Origin of the sequence: Streptomyces sp. NPDC051563, assembly GCF_044454225.1 — a bacterium.
GTDB lineage: Bacteria > Actinomycetota > Actinomycetes > Streptomycetales > Streptomycetaceae > Streptomyces.
In genome coordinates this window covers 63,921-81,148 of record NZ_JBITDL010000003.1, presented here as the reverse complement: position 1 = coordinate 81,148, position 17,228 = coordinate 63,921, and the positions used below count along the sequence as shown (strand labels likewise).

Here is a 17,228-nt window from a genome sequence, read left to right as displayed (position 1 = left end):
ACAGCCGGGGGCTTTGCTGTAAGCGAACACATTACAGCGACATCCGGTCAGCCATGGCCCATTTGCGGCACTACTTAAACATGGAGGGGGTTTACTCCACCAGGGCGGATGCCCCGACAGGCAGGAACTGTCGGGGCCTCTCCCCATCCAGCAGCCCACCGATGTGGGTTGCTCTTCTATTTACCGCACTGATTCTGGCCAGAACGGGAGCCTATGAACGACGTGAAGTGTTGCAGCCGGTGCGAGCGTAAGAAGCCGATAGGCGAGTTCAACAAGAGTGCGGTCCACAAGAGTGGACGCCAGGCCTGGTGTCGCTCCTGCTTCAGCGACTACAACCGAACCTGGAGTAGCGAACACCGCCGGGTTCGAATCAAGAAGGAGTGTGCAGCGTGAAGGAATCTGGTTGCCTTCCTCAATGCAAGACCATCGAGACCTATGAGTCTGATCCCGAGCTGACCATCATGTGGGCAGCATTCCCGTCCAACAATCCAAACGGGGATCGACTTCACGTGAAGGGTTGCCCGAACAAGCGGTTCCTGCCCCGGAACCTATTCGCTGAGGACCTGCTCGCCGGCCTCGCTTATCGGGGTGTCCGCTGTGACGACTGAGACGCTCATTCCCGCTCACGGATATCGAGCTGTGTTCTACAAGCCGCCTGTTTGGCGACGCACACCCAGCGGTGAATACCACGTTCCCATGGGGTCGAAGTTGCTCTACACCTCACCGGTGCTCAACTTCGCCATCCTCCCTGCGGCACCTGGAGTCGCGAACGGAGGCCAGCGCGGGTACTCCCTCGTGTTGACCCGGGACGGCTCTGTGCAGGCATACAGCACCCCCGTGGGGGACTTCCTGGGGCTGGTTGAGCCGGGCCGCGATCCGGCCAAGTCTCCCTTCGCCTCCATCGCTCACCAGCGAGGCCTGGACGAAGCAAAGAAGCTCCACGACGAGGAGCGAATCAAGGAAATGACTAAGGCCGCCCTGGATGCGGCCAGCAAGGAGAACCACTGATGCAGAGCAACATGATCGACCACGCCCAGGGCCGCGCTGTCTACGCGGCGGGCCTCGACGCTCAGGAGCAGATCCGCGCTCTCGAAGCCAAGCTGCGCCGCCAGTCTGAGCCAACGCACCGAGAGGCCTTCAAGGTCCCGCCGACCGCTTCGGCGTACGACCCTCACTCGACCGACGACGGCGGGGTGAAGACTGCGGGCAAGAACCTGGACAAGGCTCGGGCCTACCTCTCCGACCTTCTGACTGAACACGCCGCGCGCCAGGCGGAGTTCGCCACAGCAGTCGAAGGCCGGCACCGCAGCCTGACCAAGCATCAGGAAGCCGTGTCTGCTGCTGTCCAGGCTGGCAAGCCCCTGCCCCCGGCCCCGGCCCCAGCCATGAATGACACCGCTCTGATCACCGCCCACAGCTCCCTGGACCGCCTCGAAGCAGGTATCCCGGTAGCTGCTGAGAACGTGGCTGCACGGGCCGCTGAGCTGGCTTCTGAGCGGGAACGATGCTGGGCCACCCCCGCCTACCGGAAGTGGGCGGACAAGGAACTCCAGCGGCTCACGGACGAAGTTGCGACCGCTGTCCAGACCATCCGGGGTTCCCTTGCTGCACGGAAGAGCATCATCAGCCACCTGCCGGACGCATGCGCAGACCTTGACGGAGTCGAGTTCAAGCGGCTGGGCAACCGCCTGGGAACCGGTGGGCTGAACCCCGGAGGAAACAACGGGGTCAGCGCCGCTGAGGCTCTGGAGAAGATTTCCGAGATGGCCACTCCCGGCAAGGGAGTCCGGTATTGGATGGCCTCTCAGCTCTCCCCTGCCGAGCGGGAAAACTACGAGCAGCGCAAGGCTGCCAAGCAGATTAAGGGGGCTTGACATGAACGTACGACGAGTCAATGGCCAGTACTTCGTCACCGAAGACGAGCCGGACACCGCGGCCCCCTCAGTCGGTTTTGAAGGATGCTCTGATCCCAGTCCCGAGAATGTCGAAAAGGCTCGACATCAGATGCAGATACTCGCGGATTATCTGGCTTGGGCGGACTACCGATGAAGATTCGCAGAGGTTGGGATGGACGGAAGTACATCGTAGAGGAGGAGCCTCCGACACATTCCCGCCCACTTGGACGAGGTGGGCTAGATCCCACGAATAGACCGCACACCTCAGACGAAATACGGGAGAACGAATGGTTTGCACTTCATTGGCTGCGACACCTACGCAATGAGGGATAGAGGCGGATCTAGAAGGGTCGGGCGTGATGATGCGCCCGACCCTTCCTTGCTTCACCACCACTAACTCGCAGGCATCGCCGGATGGAGCTTGATGATTAGTTGTGCAAGTTTGAGCGAACAAATCAAATGATTTTCGATTCGAAAGTCACAGCTGCTTGACGAACGAGCCTCCTGTTTACTCACACGTAAGCGATTGGGGTCATCGAGCACGCTTCCACAGAAGTGGATGCATACGCGCCGATTGATTGGATCAAATCAATTCGATCGAAGGAAACAGTTTCAAACTTTTCAGTTCGAAGTTTTGACTGAAGAAGCGAAATGCATTCGAGAAAGAATTGATCTGGTGTGAAAATTTTCGTTGCAGATCGACGCATGAGGGTGGGGGGCGCCCTGACTTCGCTCGCTTTTTGCCCGAGACGTCATAGCGTTTCTGATCCGCTGCACGCCCCAGATGCCCTTCGGGCGGGCCAGAACCCTTGCCACTACTGGTCAGGACCAGGTTTTGGCTCTCACTCAGGGCGGACGCAACCCTTGCAATTGCCGGGCTCCAACAGAGCCCCTATCACTCGAAAGGACCTCATGACCACAAAGAGCACGCCGGCCCGGCGAATCGAGGCCGAGCTACTGGCCAAATATGAGGCGGATGGAATTCGCCTGTCTGGATTTGAGAAGCGTTACGTGGAGTCCGCTTCGCAGCATATTGCGCGAGCTGAATCCATGGACGAATTGGTGAAGCGAGAGGGCCGGATGATTCCTGGCGGGAATCGGAACGGCGTCTACGTCCTCCATCCTGCAATTGCGGAGGCTCGCCAGTCGCGCGCCCTCTCGGACAAGATGCTGGGGATGGTGCAGAAGCCGACCAGTGCGGCGCCATCTCGTCGCCGGAATTCGACGCCGAGGAGTATCTAGATGGCCGAATGGATCGACGATCCTACCGAAAATGCCGAGCATCTTCGAATAGCCCGACTCATGTGGACCTACATGGACGGGATAGTGAGCCCGGATGGAATGCTACGGACCGAGTATGCGGAGATTCTGAAGGAGGCCGGAGATATTGAGTAGCCACGGATGGGGCAGCTCTACCCGCAAGGAGCATCTCCCTTCGCACTGGCCTGCGGTCCGTGCCGCAACCTGGCGTCGTGACAGTGGGCTGTGCGTCCACGTACGCCATGACACGGGAGACCTCTGTCTTGCCCCTGGCGCGGTGGTGGACCACATCGTGCCGGTGTCACACGGCGGGCGATCCATCGCCACCAACTGTCAGGTGCTCTGCAAGCACCCTCACGATCGAAAGACCGCCCGGGAGTCGGCGGCCGGTAAGCGGCAGACTCGGGAAGCTCGTTCCCTGCCGTCCCGTCGAGGTAGTCGAGTGCTGGGCTCACTGGACTGAAGACGGGCCCAACGGCCCTGCCGGCCGCAGGACCAAAGGCCTACCGCGGAGCTACTTGTCGAGCGGGCAGGGCAGGCCGGGTTCGGCTCGGTTCGGGGAGCAGGTCACCAGCGCTGCGGAGTGAAACACCTTCCCGCTGAGGTAGTGGCCGAGGGACACGTCCCCACCCCACGTCAGCCGCTCGACAGCGGACTTCACCAGCAGCAGGAGCCTCGTTGCCTCGGCGTCCTGGTGGGAGGCGAACCGTGGTGCAAACTCTGCGAGTTGGAGGCCCAGCCATTCGCCGGCCTCCTTCGGCTCCTCCCATGTCCCACGGATCGTCGAGGGGGGCTTCATCAGCCAGTGGGCCGTCTGGATCGGCGGCATGCCGCTCACGGGGAACTCGGCAACAGCCTGCCTGTACCGGTCGATGACCTCTTGCGGGCTGCCAGCAGTCGGAGGCTCCCCCGCAGGACGCCGGACGCCCTCCTTGTCGAACTCCGACTTCTCCCCAAGCCATGCGAAACCGTGGTGGTGCACTGCTGCTCCAACTCTGGGCCTTGCCCATCGTGCGTTCCTGGGAATGACGACGGCCCCACCCGTCGGCGTGAGGGCAGGGCCGTCAGTTCAGGTGGTGCTGTGGATCAGGCGGAGAGGTCGAACCGCGCGGGGTTGATACCCGCCGCGTCCAGCTCCGCCGTCGTGAAGCGCAGCGGCTGTACGTCCGGCCGCTTGCTGTCACCCACGGCCCAAGCGTCCGGGCCGATCTTGGCGAGGGTCACGCACGCCTCGCCGTCCGGGTGGGTGTTGCCTCCGCACGCCTTCGAGAAGGCGGCCATGTCGATGTTGAGCGCGTACAGGTCGGTCATCGTTGCCCTTTCTGATCTACTGACGGCCCCGTAAGGCCGTCCCCCGCCCCTCAGTGAGCGGAAGTCTTCGTACCCCGCAGGGCTTCGGCTATCTGCTCCACCACGTCAGCCGGGAGCATCCCCAGGTGGACGTACGGAAGGCCGTTGAAGGTCACCGTGGGGCGCATCCCGGTCCACACGGCCTCAGAGATACCCAGAGACCCGAGGGACGCGCGGAGAGATTCGAGTGCGTCAGTGGCCCGCGTGTGGCCGTCCCGCCACGTCTGCATGTCCATCACGCGGCCACGCTCTCAGCACTGGGGCACACGTTGTGCCGGTAGACCACGGAGGGCGCACCCGAGGTGCGGTCAACGCTGCGCCTCAGGACGGGCTCCAGCGATTTCACCTTGCGCTTGCAGGTCGAGCACTGCTGTCCGGGTGCGTAAGTCAGGTACTCCCAAACGTCCCGGTCGAATGCCGGTGCCTCTACCTTCTTCGCCCTTGCCATGCCGCACCCCTTCGCTGCCGTCCCCGTGCATCGGCAACCAATGGTGTACGAGCGAAAGGCTTCGTTCTAGGTGGTTTCCTGTTCGCGCAAAAACCCGTCGCGGATCGACTCAACGAAGGCGCGCATATCATCACCAGAAACCGCCACGCTGGCGAACCCGCCGAATTTGGCGATGTACGGGGCAACGTCCCTGGGATCGGTTACCACGATCTCGGCATGAACCATTTCGACAGCCACTGTTCGATCATCCTTGATGGAGAACGAGTGTCCAGGAAAGTCGACCTGCGGGGCACCCAACGGAACAACCCGGATGTCAACGTTGGGGAGCCGGGAGACAGACACGATTCGGTCGAGTTGGCCAACCATTACGAGCGGAGGGACGATACGCCAGCGAAGCACGGATTCCGTGATCACGAATCGGAATGTCTTGCCCTCAGCGTGGAGGACCGTTTGGCGGGCTAGCCTCGCGCTGATGGTGCGCTCCAGCTGTACGTCTGTGACGTTCTTTCGGAGGAACACGGCCCGAATGTATTCCGGGGTTTGGAGAAGCCCTGGAACGAGGGAGGGCTGAAAGAGGCGCAGAAGGTTCGTTTGGGCCTCCACGGCTTGCACCTGCTGCTGCTTCCGGCTGTAGCCCAAGCGCCGGACGAGGCGCCATGCGGTCACCTCTGTGGCTTCCGCCCTCGCGATTGCCATGTACTCGGCCTTGACTTCCTCAGACACGCCTATGGCGGTGAGAATGCAGTCAACGTCGGTGACGCTGGGCGACGTGTTGCCGTTTTCAATCTTGGAGAGCTTGGAACGGGACATAGCAGCATTGCGGGCTACCGCTTTGGCCTCCATTCCGGAGGACTCCCGCAGTGCCCGCAACGCTGACCCGAGACTAGATCTGTTCACTCGCCGTACTGTGCCCACCAGTCGGGAAACGGCACGGCCGCAGCCAGAGCCAAATCCCGGTATGTCAGGAACTCAAACAACTGACCTTCCCCGGTGAATTCAGTTCCCAGGTACTTGCCCTCGTTGTCGTAGCTCATGGCGCCGACAGTGTGGTTGTCGAACATCCAGAAGTCGGGCGCATTCGGGATAGGATTTTCCTGCTCGGTGATGTCGAGGATGAAGAACTCTTCCCCGGCCGCCATGTTACGGATATACCCCCATCCGAGTTCGAAGCGGAGATAATCTGTAAGGGGCCGGGTGACGATGTGGACGCGGTACATGCGCTTACCGGCCTGAGTCGCGTTGCCCACTGTGGTGACCCAGTCGGCCGTCTTGAAGTCCTCAGGCTGAGGCTTTCCAGCGAGGAAGTCTTGATAGGCACCGACGCCACCGGACTGGCTGTAGTCGTCCAGCGTTTCGAGGCGGAACGCTTCCTGCTCGAAGTCCTTGAGCCAGTCCCCCAGGGACTTAGATGAGGTTGTCACGGATGGCCTTCCGGATGAGTTCGATCGGGATCTCGACCATGGTTTCGTGCGCGGGGATGGTTCGCCCGTGGTCGGTGATCTCCTCCCCCTGGAACGCGAGGGTGCCCCGGTCGGTGACGTAGATGGTGGGGCACTCGCCCTCGTCGCAGTCTCCGACCAGCCGTGTCAGTTCGGTAGCCACTGTTCCCCCTCGTCGCCGCTGGTGTCCGGTCCGATGCTGTCGGGAGGGTGAGGGTGGGGCAAGGGGTTCTGGTTTCCACTACTGGAAACCGTTGCGGTCGGCCGGATCGCGTCGGCCAGCAGTGTAGGAATTCCCACGCTGCTCCGGGGGCAGGAACCCGGGCCACTGCCCCGAGCGTCCTAGTCAGCACAGCACCAGCTCAGTGGTCCCAAGCGGTCCGAAACAGTCCCCACGGGACCCAGCACGGAACCAGCACGGGCATGAGAAAGGCCCCGGATCACTCCGGGGCCCTATCCCTTTGACCTGCTGTTTTGCCCTCACAGGCGAGTCATGTTAGGTCGGCGTTCTCAATACCTACCGCACATGGCTGCCACACTGCCATGTCACCCGAACGCCACGACAAGGAGTCCGCCACCTCATGAACACCAGCACCACGGCCGGCCTGTGGGACCGGCTCACCGGCATACAGGCCGCGCCCGACCAGTGGCTGGTGATCCTGACGGGGCTGGCGGCGCTCATCGCGGTGGGGCCCCGGCCGGTGTGGCGGCTGTCGCGCAACGCGATCACCATCGCGCACGAGGGCGGTCACGGACTGCTGGCGCTGCTGACGGGCCGCAGCCTGGACGGGATCCGGCTGCACTCGGACACCAGCGGGGTCACCGTCAGCCGCGGCAAGCCCACCGGCATCGGGATGGTCCTCACGGCGGCCGCCGGGTACACGGCGCCCTCCCTGCTCGGCCTGGGCGGCGCGGCCCTGCTCTCGGCGCACCGGATCACCCTGCTGCTGTGGGCGGCGACCGCCCTGCTGCTGGCGGTGCTGGTGATGATCCGCAACGCGTACGGGCTGCTGACGGTGCTGGTCACGGGCGCCACCTTCGTCCTGGTCTCCTGGCTGGCCCCCGCGGACGTGCAGGCGGTCTTCGCGTACGCCGTGGTGTGGTTCCTGCTCCTCGGCGGCGTCCGGCCGGTCTTCGAACTCGGGGCGAAGCGCCGGGGCGGCGGGGCCCCCGACTCCGACGCCGACCAGCTCGGACGGCTCACCCACGTGCACCCGGTGGTGTGGCTGCTGCTCTTCCACGTGGTGGCGCTGTGCTCGCTCATCGGCGGCGGCCGCTGGCTGCTGGCGCTCTGACCGGCTGCCGGCCGGCTACCCGCCGGCGGGTGTCCGCCCGCCGAGACTCCCCCGGTGATCAAGATCTGCGGCCATGGGAAGCCACTAAAGTGGTGGCCATGACCGAGACCCCCGCGCTCCCCGCCCTCTGGCCCGCCCCGCTCGCCGACACCGCCGTCCAGGCCACCGTCACCGTGCCCGGGTCCAAATCGGTCACCAACCGCGCCCTCGTGCTCGCCGCGCTCGCCTCCGAGCCGGGCTGGGTGCGCCGCCCGCTGCGTTCGCGCGACTCCCAGCTGATGTCCGACGCGCTGCGCGCGCTGGGCGTCGGCATCGAGGAGACGGTCTCCTCCAGCTCCGCCGGCCAGGGCGACAACGGCGAGGCCTGGCGGGTCATCCCGGCCTCCCTGCACGGTCCGGCCACGGTCGACGTCGGCAACGCGGGCACGGTCATGCGCTTCCTGCCGCCCGTCGCCACCCTCGCCTCCGGCGACATCCGCTTCGACGGGGACCCGCGCTCCTACGAGCGCCCCCTGGGCCAGGTCATCACGGCGCTGCGCACGCTCGGCGCCCGCATCGACGACGACGGCCGCGGGGCGCTGCCGCTGACCGTCCAGGGCGGCGGGGCCCTGGAGGGCGGGACCGTCGAGATCGACGCCACGAACTCCTCGCAGTTCGTCTCCGCGCTGCTGCTCTCCGCCCCGCGCTTCAACCAGGGCGTCGAGGTCCGGCACGTGGGCACCAACCTGCCGTCCATGCCGCACATCCGGATGACGGTGGAGATGCTGCGCGCGGCGGGCGCGCAGGTCGACACCCCCGAGTCCGGCGGCGAGAAGAACGTCTGGCGGGTCGCCCCCGGCGCCCTGCTCGGCCGCGACCTGGTCGTGGAGCCGGACCTGTCCAACGCGCAGCCCTTCCTGGCGGCGGCCCTGATCACCGGCGGCACGGTCACCATCCCGGACTGGCCGCGCCGCACCACGCAGCCCGGTGACGCGCTGCGCCGGATCTTCACGGAGATGGGCGGCTCCTGCGAGCTGACGGACGCGGGCCTGGTCTTCACCGGCACCGGCAAGATCCACGGGATCGACGTGGACCTGGGCGAGGTCGGGGAGCTCACCCCGGGCATCGCGGCGGTCGCGGCGCTGGCCGACTCGGAGTCGGTGCTGCGCGGGGTGCAGCACCTGCGGCTGCACGAGACGGACCGGCTGGCGGCGCTCACCAGGGAGATCAACGGGCTGGGCGGCGATGTCACGGAGACCGCGGACGGTCTGCGGATCCGGCCGCGCGCACTGCACGGCGGCACGTTCCACACGTACGACGACCACCGGATGGCCACGGCCGGCGCCGTGATCGGCCTGGCGGTGGAGGGCGTGCTCATCGAGAACGTGGGGACGACCGCGAAGACCCTGCCGGACTTCCCGCAGATGTGGGCGGACATGCTCGCCCGGGCCGAAGCGGCTCCGGCAGGCGTGGGAGCGTAGGGCCGGTCATGCGCAGGTACGGGAAGCACACCGACGAGGACGACATCCGCCAGCGGCCCAACCCCAAGGGCAACCGGCCGCGTACGACCATCCGCCCCAAGCACGAGGACGCGGCCGAGGGCTTCGTCCTCACCGTGGACCGCGGCCGGCTCACCTGCCTGGTCGACGGCCGCCCGGTGCACGCGATGAAGGCCCGCGAGCTGGGCCGCAAGGCGGCGGTGGTCGGGGACCGGGTCTGGATCGTCGGTGACCTGTCCGGCAAGAAGGACACCCTCGCCCGCATCGTGCGGATCGAGGCGCGCAAGTCGGTCCTGCGGCGCACGGCCGACGACGACGACCCGTACGAGCGCGTGGTCGTCGCCAATGCCGACCAGCTGGCCATCGTGACGGCGCTGGCCGATCCGGAGCCGCGCCCCCGGATGATCGACCGCTGTCTGGTGGCCGCGTACGACGCCGGGCTGGAACCGCTGCTCGTGCTCACGAAGTCCGACCTGACCTCCGCGGACAAGATCCTGGAGATCTACTCGACCTTCGGCCTGAACTACGTGGTGACCAACCGCGAGGAGCTGGCGGCGGGCGACGCGGCCGACCGGGTGCGCGAGCACCTGAACGGCCGGATCACCGCCTTCGTCGGCCACTCGGGCGTCGGCAAGACCACGCTGGTGAACTCGCTGGTCGCCGAGGGCCGCCAGCGCGCGACGGGCGTGGTCAACGCGGTGACCGGCCGGGGCCGGCACACCACCACCTCGGCGCTCGCGCTGCCGCTGCCGGGCGGGGACGGCTGGGTCATCGACACCCCGGGCGTACGGTCCTTCGGCCTGCACCACGTGGACCCGTCCCGGGTCATCCTGGCCTTCCCGGAGCTGGTTCCGGGCACGGAGGGGTGCCCGCGCGCCTGCAGCCACGACGAGCCGGACTGCGCGCTCGACAAGTGGGTGGAGGACGGCCACGCGGATCCGGCGCGGCTGTACTCGCTGCGCCGTCTGCTGCAGACGCGGGAGCGCCGCGAGGGCGACTGACCGGGCGGGGCGGCCGGGCCGCCGGGGCCGCCGGGGCCGCCGGGGCCGGGCAACCGATCGAAGGGTGAAGGACCGGCGGGGTTTGCCGTTACCGATGTCTGGTAAATGCATAATCGCACCAAGTGACGCCCGGGCCCGTCCCGTGAGCGCGTCACATGACGCGGGGAGGCATACGCCATGGCGTGGCTGCTGGTCGTGGTCGCCGGGATCCTGGAAACGGGGTTCGCGGTCTGCCTCAAGCTGTCGCACGGCTTCACCCGGCTGTGGCCGACCATCGCCTTCGCGTGCTTCGCGCTCGGCAGCTTCGGTCTGCTGACGCTGGCCCTGAAGAAGCTGGACGTGGGACCGGCGTACGCGGTGTGGACCGGCATCGGGGCGGCCGGTACCGCGATCTACGGGATGGTCTTCCTCGGGGACCTGGTCTCCACCCTCAAACTCGTCTCGATCTCGCTGGTGATCCTCGGCGTCATCGGGCTCCAGCTCTCGGGCTCGTCCCACTGAGCAGCCGGAGCAGCCCGGCATGCCCCGGCTCCGGCGGCTCGGCCGGGGCGACCAGGTAGGACAGCGCGAGCCGCACGGCGAGCTCGCACCACTGCGCCCCCTCCTGCGCCCCGAACGCGGACCGGGCCCGCTCCCGGACCCCGCGGATCAGCTCGGCTGGTCCCAGTGCGGGCAGTCCCGGCCGGACCCCGCGGCCGGCCGGGACGGGTAAGTTCCCGTTCCAGCACCCCGTCAGCAGGGCCCGTACGAGGGGACGCTCCAGGCCCGCGCGCACGGTCCACTCCACGACCGCCGCGAGCCGTTCGGCGGGAGCGCCCGGGGCGGCCAGGACCCGGTCCACCCCGTCGAGGTACCAGGCCGCGTCGCGGCGGACCAGTGCGTGGCCCAGTCCCGTCTTGCCGGCGAACTCGTTGTAGAGGGTCTGCCTAGAGACCCCGGCGGCCGCGGCCACGTCGGTCATCCGCACGGCCGGCCACGGGCGCGCCGCGAGCGCCCCTCCCGCCGCTTCGAGCAAGGACTCCCGGGCCGTGGCCACCGTCGCCTCCCCTGTGACGCCTCCGGTCGACGTTTCCGTCAGAGTTGACGGACCGACAGATCCTGTCAAGGGTGCCCGTGCCGCACCGTGGACGCCTTCCCCGGCGGACCGGCCGCCTGGGTAGGGTTCTGGCATGCCCGAGTATGACGATGACCTGCGCCTTGCCCTCGAACTCGCCGATGCGGCGGACGCCGCCACGATGGAGCGGTTCCGCGCCCTCGACCTCAAGGTCGAGACCAAGCCCGACATGACCCCGGTGAGCGAGGCCGACACCGCCACCGAGGAGATCATCCGGGCCGGGATCTCCGCCGCACGGCCGGCCGACGCGATCCTGGGCGAGGAGTACGGCCTCAAGGGCGACGGCCCGCGCCGCTGGGTCGTGGACCCGATCGACGGGACGAAGAACTACGTGCGCGGCGTGCCGGTGTGGGCGACGCTGATCTCGCTCATGGAGGAACAGGCCGACGGGGTCTTCCGTCCCGTCGTCGGCGTGGTGTCGGCCCCGGCCCTGGGCCGCCGCTGGTGGGCCGCCCGCGGCCAGGGCGCCTACACGGGGGGCGCGCTCGGCGAGACCACGCCGCTCGGCGTCTCCAAGGTCGCCACCCTGGGCGACGCCTCCTTCGCCTACTCCTCGCTGAGCGGCTGGGAGGAGCAGGGGCGGCTGCCCGGCTTCCTGGACCTGACCCGCGCCTGCTGGCGCACCCGGGGCTACGGGGACTTCTGGCCGTACATGATGGTGGCCGAGGGCTCGCTCGACCTGTGCGCCGAGCCGGAGCTGAACCTGTGGGACATGGCGGCCCTGGCGGTCGTGGTGGAGGAGGCCGGCGGCCGCTTCACCGCCCTGGACGGGGTGGACGGGGTGCACGGCGGCAACGCGGCGGCCTCGAACGGGCTGCTGCACGCGGAGATGCTGGACCTGCTGCGCCCGCGCGGCTGAGGCTCGCGGGACGGGCGCGCGCCGCCGTGGCGGTGGCCTGCGCCCGTACGTGCCGAATGTGCCCCTTACGCGCCTCCTTGCTGACACTCCGTGTGCGTGGGAATCTGAGACTCCTCCGCTTGTGCGCTTGTGAAGGGCTTCTCTAAGTGCGGCCCCTCGCGCGCACCCCACCCAAGCGGAGGGACTCACCAGGAGGTGGCTCTCTTCATGCTCGTCCGCGACGCCATGAGCACCGTGATCCTCACCCTCGGCCCCACTCACACCCTGCGACAGGCGGCCTGCCTGATGTCCGGCCGGCGCGTCGGCGCCGCCGTCGTCCTCGACCCCGAACACAGCGGCATCGGCATCCTGACCGAGCGCGACATCCTCAACTCGCTCGGCGCGGGCCACGATCCCGACCGGGAGTCCGTGGGCGCGCACACCACCAACAACGTGGTCTTCTGCACCCCGGAGGCCACCGTGCAGGAAGCCGCCGAGGCGATGGCCCACGGCGGCTTCCGTCATCTGATCGTCCTGGAGCACGGCGGCCCGGTGGGCATCGTGTCCGTGCGCGATGTCATCCGCTGCTGGGCCCCGGCGCGGCGCACCACCGTGCCCGCCTCCGTGCCCGCGTAGGAACGGCCGACGGGCCGGCGCCCCCGCAAGGGGAGCACCGGCCCGTCGGCCTGCTACGGCAAGGCGTCGATCAGGCGCGGAGGGCCTGGACCGCGGCCTCGAGACGCTTGCCGAAGTCACCGTCCGCCTGGCGGAAGTTGTTGATCGCACGCTCGACGATGTCGTCGCGGGAGACCTTGGCGATGAAGCCCGAGAGGTTCTCGATCAGACGGGCCTTCTCGTCCTCCGAGTACAGGCGGTAGAGGTTGCCCGCCTGGACGAAGTCGTTGTCCTCGCTGTGGACGGGCGCGGCGTGGTTGCCCGTGCCGCCCGTCAGCGCGACCGGCTGCCACAGCGGGCGGTCCGTCTGGTGCGGGCCGCCGAAGCTGTTCGGCTCGTAGTTCTTCGCGCCCTTGTGGCGGCCGTCGTACAGGTAGCCGTCGCGGGAGTTGGTGCGCGCCTCGGTGGCGTGCGGACGGTTCACCGGCAGGTGGTCGGCGTTGATGCCGACGCGGTAGCGGTGGGCGTCGCCGTAGCCGAAGAGACGGCCCTGGAGCATCTTGTCCGGGGACGGACCGATGCCGGGGACGAAGTGCGCCGGGGAGAAGATCGACTGCTCGACCTCGGCGAAGACGTTCTCCGGGTTGCGGTTGAGCTCCAGCTTGCCGATCTCGATCAGCGGGTAGTCCGCGTGCGGCCACACCTTGGTGAGGTCGAACGGGTTGAAGCGGTAGTCGGCCGCCTCGGCCGCCGGCATGATCTGGACCTGCACGGTCCAGGACGGGAAGTCGCCGCGCTCGATGGACTCGCGCAGGTCGCGCTGGTGCGAGTCGGGGTCCTCACCGGCGAGCTGGTTGGCCTCGGCCTGGGTGAGGTTCTTGATGCCCTGGTCGGTCTTGAAGTGGTACTTGACCCAGAAGACCTCGCCGGCCTCGTTGTTCCACTGGAACGTGTGCGAGCCGAAGCCGTTCATGTGGCGGTAGGACGCCGGGATGCCGCGGTCACCGAACAGCCAGGTCACCTGGTGGGTGGACTCGGGCGACAGACCCCAGAAGTCCCAGACGTTGTCCGCCTCCTGCGAGCCCGTGTACGGGTCGCGCTTCTGGGTGTGGATGAAGTCGGGGAACTTGATGGCGTCCTTGATGAAGAACACCGGGGTGTTGTTGCCGACGAGGTCGTAGTTGCCCTCTTCGGTGTAGAACTTCAGCGCCCAGCCGCGGGGGTCGCGCACGGCGTCGGCCGAGCCGAGGTTGCCGGCGACGGTGGAGAAGCGCAGGAAGGTCTCGGTCTCCTTGCCGACCTCGGACAGGAACTTCGCCCGGGTCCACTGCGAGACGTCGCGGGTCAGCGTGAACGTGCCGTAGGCACCGGCGCCACGGGCGTGCACCACGCGCTCCGGGATGCGCTCGCGGTTGAAGTGCGCGAGCTTCTCCAGCAGCAGCTGGTCCTGGACCAGAACGGGGCCGCCGATGCCGGCGGTCTCGCTGTTCTGGTTGTCAGCAACCGGAGCTCCGGCCTCCGTGGTGAGCGGTCCCTGCGTCGTCACTATGCGCCTCCTGCGTAAATTTGCTGCAAACCTGTCCTGCGCCCTAACGTAACCGATCCTACGATGGACTTTGTCTAAGTCAAGTAAGCATCCAAGTCGACACAGATTCGGGAGTTACACCGAATCCCCTCGCTGTTACGCTGGCAGACATGAGTGACCTGCTGGAACGACTTCGCGGACGCGGATGGCGCATGACCGCACAGCGGCGCGTCGTGGCCGAGGTGCTCGACGGTGACCACGTTCACCTGACGGCCGACGAGGTGCACGCGCGCGCCGTGGACAGGCTGCCGGAGATCTCCCGCGCGACCGTCTACAACACACTGGGCGAGCTCGTCACCCTGGGCGAGGTCCTGGAGGTGTCCACGGACCGGCGCGCCAAGCGGTACGACCCGAACGCCCACCGCCCCCACCAGCACCTGGTGTGCGCCCAGTGCGGCGCGATCCGCGACGTACACCCGGCGGGCAACCCGCTGGCCGACCTGCCCGACACCGAACGCTTCGGCTTCACGGTGTCCACGGTCGAGGTCACGTACCGCGGCGTGTGCCCGAACTGCGCCGGGGCCTGAGGAGCACAAGCACGTACGGGAAAGGCCGGGAGCTCGATGAGCTCCCGGCCTTCTCGCTCCGCGTTCCCGTTCGCCTTCAGGAACGGCCGAAGGCCCGGATCCAGGGGATCCGGGCCTTCGGTTCTTCAGTAGCGGGGACAGGATTTGAACCTGCGACCTCTGGGTTATGAGCCCAGCGAGCTACCGAGCTGCTCCACCCCGCGTCGGTAAACCTGACTCTACGCGAGCACGGCAAGCAGATGCAAATCGGTTAACGGGACCCCTCCGCACCGCCTGCGCGCCCCTCCGCCACGGGGGCGCGACGGGGGTGCGGAGGGGGGCGGCTCAGGCCGAGAGCTCCTCGGCCAGGGCGTCGCGGAGGCGGGCCGCCCGCTCCGAGACCTCCGCCGGGCCCAGTTCCATGGCGCGCACGCACCACTTCTGGCCTTCCGTCAGGTCTCCCTGACGCGCCGCGAGCAAGCCCAGCCGCAGCGCCGCCCGCCCGTGTCCGGCCACCGCCGCCCGGGTCCACCACAGCGCCGCCTCGGGCTCGTTGCCCTCGCGCGCCAGCAACAGCCCCAGGTTGAAGGCGCCGTTGCGGGAGCCGGCCTCCGCCGCCTCCCGGTACCACCGTGCGGCCGCCCCCAGCTCGCCCCGCGCGGCGGCCAGCATGCCGACCCGGACCTGGGCGCGCCGGTGCCCCAGCTCGGCGGCCCGCTCGTACCACTCCTCGCTCTCGGTGCGCGCGGCTCCGCCCACCGGCTCGCCCAGCGCCACCGGCTCCGGCGGCGGGGCCAGCGACTCCAGCAGCGCGGCCAGCCGGAAGGCGGCCTCCGCGCTGCCGCCGCCGGCGGCGCAGCGCAGGTGCCGTTCCGCCGCCCGCTCCTCGCCGTCGCGGACCAGCGCGATGCCGACCTGGAGCGCCGCGTCGGTGTGTCCCGCCGAGGCCGCCCGCTCGTACCACTTCAGGGCGGTGCGGTCCTCGTCCCGGCTGGCGAACAGGATGCCGAGGTTGAAGGCGGCGTCCACGCTGCCCGCCTCCGCCGCCTTCGAGAACCACGGCTCCGCGCCCTCCGCGTCCCCGCCCTGGAGCAGCAGGATGGCCAGCGCGTTCGCCGCCTCGCGGTGTCCGGCGTAGGCGGCGCGCCGGTACCACTGCTCGGCCGGTCCGGTCCGCTCCTGGGCGGCGCAGAGCAGCGCGAGGTTGTACGCCCCGTTCTGGTCGCCCGCGTCCATCGCGGCCCGGTACCACTTCTCCGCCGTCTGGGTCTCGCCGCGCGCGGCGTGCAGGGCGCCCAGCGCGTTCGCGGCGTTGCCGTCGCCGTCCTGGGCGGCCCGCAGCCACCAGGTGGCCGCGTTCTCCTCGTCGCCGGCGTCGCGCAGCAGGAAGCCGAGGGCGCAGGCCGCCCGCGCCTCGCCCTGCTTGGCGGAGGTGAGGTACCAGCGCCCGGCCTCCTTCAGTTCCCCGCGCGCCTCCAGGAGCGCGCCCAGGTGCAGCCCGGCGCGCCGGTGACCGCGCGCGGCGGCCTGCCGGTACCACTGCTCGGCCTCGGCCGGGTCGCCCTTGCGCAGGTGCCGGGCGAGCCGGTAGGCGGCCTCGCGGTGTCCCTGTTCCGCGGCGGCGCGGAACCACCGCTCGACTCCCTTGTCACCTCGGTGCTCCAGCAGGTCGGCGAGGCCGTAGGCCCCCAGGGCGTGGCCTGATTCCGCCGCCTGGCGCATCCAGTACTCGGCGGCGGGCTCGTCGCCGCGCTCGCGGTAGTGGCGGCCCAGGGCGTGCGCGGCGGGAGCGGATCCGGCCACGGCGGCCACGCGCCACCAGCCGGCCGCCTCTTCGGGGTAGCCGCGCTGGTGCAGCAGGACGCCCAGGTTGTTGGCGGCCGCGCGGTCGCCCTCCCCGGTGGCCCCGCGGAGGTAGGGTTCGGCTCCGGCGAGGTCGCCGCGGCGCAGCAGGAGGGCACCCAGTACGCTCATCGCGCCCGGGTCCCCCTTGTCGGCGGCGACCCGGTGCCGTGCCTCCAGCGCGGCGTCGCTGGCCGCGTCGGTCAGCGCGAAGACCGCGTCGTCGAACAGCGCGTCGACCGACACGTCTGACACGCCCGATACGTCCGGCGTGGTCGGCGCCGTGGCCGTGGTCCGTACTGCCCGCGTGGTCATCGCGGTCCGTACGTCAACGGCCTGAGCCGCCGCCCCATCGGCCTCCGCATCCGATTCGGAGTCCGCCCTCACAAACCGCCCTGTCTCCAGCAGAGTTGACCTGTCCCCCATAAATCCCATCGTCGCATCACCTGCTACCCGCGTACACCTGGTATGTCGCAGTCAGTGAGGTCACTACAGCGTTTTGTCGACATGCCCACAGAGAGACAAGTCAAACACGCGCGTACCCCAACTCACCCATCCCAGT

20 protein-coding genes and 1 tRNA gene are annotated in these 17,228 nt (G+C 68.2%); 12 read left to right on the top strand and 9 right to left on the bottom strand.

All coding sequences use genetic code 11. From position 1 onward, the window contains the following. The first annotated feature begins 597 nt into the window (after nucleotides 1–597). The 5 genes from ACIA8F_RS04580 (at nucleotide 598) to ACIA8F_RS04560 (ending at nucleotide 3,618) form a co-directional block, all read left to right on the top strand. Nucleotides 598–1,008 carry a hypothetical protein gene (locus ACIA8F_RS04580; protein WP_399376720.1) on the top strand — a complete coding sequence of 137 codons (411 nt, stop codon included), beginning with the start codon at nucleotides 598–600 and terminating at the stop codon, nucleotides 1,006–1,008. Then, the gene (locus ACIA8F_RS04575) at nucleotides 1,008–1,874 is read left to right on the top strand and encodes a hypothetical protein (RefSeq protein ID WP_399376719.1); all 867 of its coding nucleotides are present in this window, start codon (nucleotides 1,008–1,010) and stop codon (nucleotides 1,872–1,874) included. Before ACIA8F_RS04580 ends, ACIA8F_RS04575 begins: the two co-directional genes overlap by 1 nt. A 933-nt stretch (nucleotides 1,875–2,807) precedes the next feature. Next, nucleotides 2,808–3,137, top strand: coding sequence for a hypothetical protein (locus ACIA8F_RS04570; RefSeq protein WP_399376717.1), 330 nt, complete (start codon nucleotides 2,808–2,810; stop codon nucleotides 3,135–3,137). Beyond that, nucleotides 3,138–3,290 (top strand): hypothetical protein, encoded by a 153-nt coding sequence (locus ACIA8F_RS04565; protein WP_399376715.1) that lies wholly within the window; start codon nucleotides 3,138–3,140, stop codon nucleotides 3,288–3,290. 142 nt (nucleotides 3,291–3,432) lie between these two features. Continuing rightward, complete coding sequence (locus ACIA8F_RS04560) at nucleotides 3,433–3,618, top strand: HNH endonuclease (protein WP_399376713.1); 186 nt, start codon at nucleotides 3,433–3,435, stop codon at nucleotides 3,616–3,618. A gap of 51 nt (nucleotides 3,619–3,669) precedes the next feature. Here the strand turns inward: ACIA8F_RS04560 and ACIA8F_RS04555 are convergent, their stop codons facing one another. The 5 genes from ACIA8F_RS04555 to ACIA8F_RS04535 all read right to left on the bottom strand — a co-directional run bounded on the left by ACIA8F_RS04555 (nucleotide 3,670) and on the right by ACIA8F_RS04535 (nucleotide 6,555). Beyond that, the gene (locus ACIA8F_RS04555) at nucleotides 3,670–4,137 is read right to left on the bottom strand and encodes a hypothetical protein (RefSeq protein ID WP_399376711.1); all 468 of its coding nucleotides are present in this window, start codon (nucleotides 4,135–4,137) and stop codon (nucleotides 3,670–3,672) included. Nucleotides 4,138–4,241: 104 nt separating this feature from the next. Further along, a complete protein-coding gene (locus ACIA8F_RS04550; protein ID WP_399376710.1) occupies nucleotides 4,242–4,466 on the bottom strand; it encodes a DUF397 domain-containing protein in 225 nt (74 codons plus the stop codon). Between the two features lie 553 nt (nucleotides 4,467–5,019). Beyond that, a complete protein-coding gene (locus ACIA8F_RS04545) occupies nucleotides 5,020–5,823 on the bottom strand; it encodes a helix-turn-helix domain-containing protein (RefSeq protein ID WP_399376983.1) in 804 nt (267 codons plus the stop codon). 23 nt (nucleotides 5,824–5,846) lie between these two features. Further along, on the bottom strand, nucleotides 5,847–6,374 hold the full coding sequence (locus ACIA8F_RS04540; protein ID WP_399376709.1) for a DUF6879 family protein: 528 nt from the start codon (nucleotides 6,372–6,374) through the stop codon (nucleotides 5,847–5,849). Further along, nucleotides 6,358–6,555 carry a hypothetical protein gene (locus ACIA8F_RS04535; protein ID WP_385782670.1) on the bottom strand — a complete coding sequence of 66 codons (198 nt, stop codon included), beginning with the start codon at nucleotides 6,553–6,555 and terminating at the stop codon, nucleotides 6,358–6,360. The genes ACIA8F_RS04540 and ACIA8F_RS04535 overlap by 17 nt, the downstream gene beginning before the upstream one ends. 418 nt (nucleotides 6,556–6,973) lie before the next feature. On the opposite strand from ACIA8F_RS04535, the gene ACIA8F_RS04530 reads away from it, so the two are divergent. From ACIA8F_RS04530 to ACIA8F_RS04515, 4 genes are all read left to right on the top strand, one after another. After that, the gene (locus tag ACIA8F_RS04530) at nucleotides 6,974–7,687 is read left to right on the top strand and encodes a M50 family metallopeptidase (protein ID WP_399376708.1); all 714 of its coding nucleotides are present in this window, start codon (nucleotides 6,974–6,976) and stop codon (nucleotides 7,685–7,687) included. A gap of 98 nt (nucleotides 7,688–7,785) precedes the next feature. Further along, the gene (aroA, locus tag ACIA8F_RS04525) at nucleotides 7,786–9,147 is read left to right on the top strand and encodes a 3-phosphoshikimate 1-carboxyvinyltransferase (RefSeq protein WP_399376707.1); all 1,362 of its coding nucleotides are present in this window, start codon (nucleotides 7,786–7,788) and stop codon (nucleotides 9,145–9,147) included. Nucleotides 9,148–9,155: 8 nt separating this feature from the next. Beyond that, nucleotides 9,156–10,166, top strand: coding sequence for a ribosome small subunit-dependent GTPase A (gene rsgA / locus ACIA8F_RS04520; RefSeq protein WP_399376706.1), 1,011 nt, complete (start codon nucleotides 9,156–9,158; stop codon nucleotides 10,164–10,166). A gap of 177 nt (nucleotides 10,167–10,343) precedes the next feature. Further along, nucleotides 10,344–10,667: a multidrug efflux SMR transporter gene (locus tag ACIA8F_RS04515; RefSeq protein ID WP_112447780.1), complete on the top strand. Its 324-nt coding sequence runs from the start codon at nucleotides 10,344–10,346 to the stop codon at nucleotides 10,665–10,667. Here ACIA8F_RS04515 and ACIA8F_RS04510 read toward each other — a convergent pair. Beyond that, complete coding sequence (locus tag ACIA8F_RS04510; RefSeq protein WP_399376704.1) at nucleotides 10,633–11,202, bottom strand: TetR/AcrR family transcriptional regulator; 570 nt, start codon at nucleotides 11,200–11,202, stop codon at nucleotides 10,633–10,635. The genes ACIA8F_RS04515 and ACIA8F_RS04510 overlap by 35 nt on opposite strands. A gap of 133 nt (nucleotides 11,203–11,335) precedes the next feature. Here ACIA8F_RS04510 and hisN point away from each other — a divergent pair, with 133 nt between their 5' ends. Beyond that, nucleotides 11,336–12,139 carry a histidinol-phosphatase gene (gene hisN, locus ACIA8F_RS04505; protein WP_399376703.1) on the top strand — a complete coding sequence of 268 codons (804 nt, stop codon included), beginning with the start codon at nucleotides 11,336–11,338 and terminating at the stop codon, nucleotides 12,137–12,139. A gap of 207 nt (nucleotides 12,140–12,346) precedes the next feature. Then, on the top strand, nucleotides 12,347–12,754 hold the full coding sequence (locus ACIA8F_RS04500; RefSeq protein WP_383953246.1) for a cyclic nucleotide-binding/CBS domain-containing protein: 408 nt from the start codon (nucleotides 12,347–12,349) through the stop codon (nucleotides 12,752–12,754). A 70-nt stretch (nucleotides 12,755–12,824) separates the two neighbouring features. On the opposite strand, the gene ACIA8F_RS04495 is transcribed toward ACIA8F_RS04500, so the two are convergent. Then, on the bottom strand, nucleotides 12,825–14,279 hold the full coding sequence (locus tag ACIA8F_RS04495; protein ID WP_399376700.1) for a catalase: 1,455 nt from the start codon (nucleotides 14,277–14,279) through the stop codon (nucleotides 12,825–12,827). Nucleotides 14,280–14,428: 149 nt separating this feature from the next. Here ACIA8F_RS04495 and ACIA8F_RS04490 point away from each other — a divergent pair, with 149 nt between their 5' ends. After that, nucleotides 14,429–14,845, top strand: coding sequence for a Fur family transcriptional regulator (locus ACIA8F_RS04490; protein WP_266881047.1), 417 nt, complete (start codon nucleotides 14,429–14,431; stop codon nucleotides 14,843–14,845). A gap of 129 nt (nucleotides 14,846–14,974) precedes the next feature. On the opposite strand, the gene ACIA8F_RS04485 is transcribed toward ACIA8F_RS04490, so the two are convergent. Both ACIA8F_RS04485 and ACIA8F_RS04480 read right to left on the bottom strand, forming a co-directional pair. Further along, nucleotides 14,975–15,048, bottom strand: a tRNA-Met gene (locus tag ACIA8F_RS04485). A gap of 121 nt (nucleotides 15,049–15,169) precedes the next feature. Continuing rightward, nucleotides 15,170–17,101 carry a tetratricopeptide repeat protein gene (locus tag ACIA8F_RS04480; protein ID WP_399376698.1) on the bottom strand — a complete coding sequence of 644 codons (1,932 nt, stop codon included), beginning with the start codon at nucleotides 17,099–17,101 and terminating at the stop codon, nucleotides 15,170–15,172. Nucleotides 17,102–17,228: the final 127 nt, after the last annotated feature.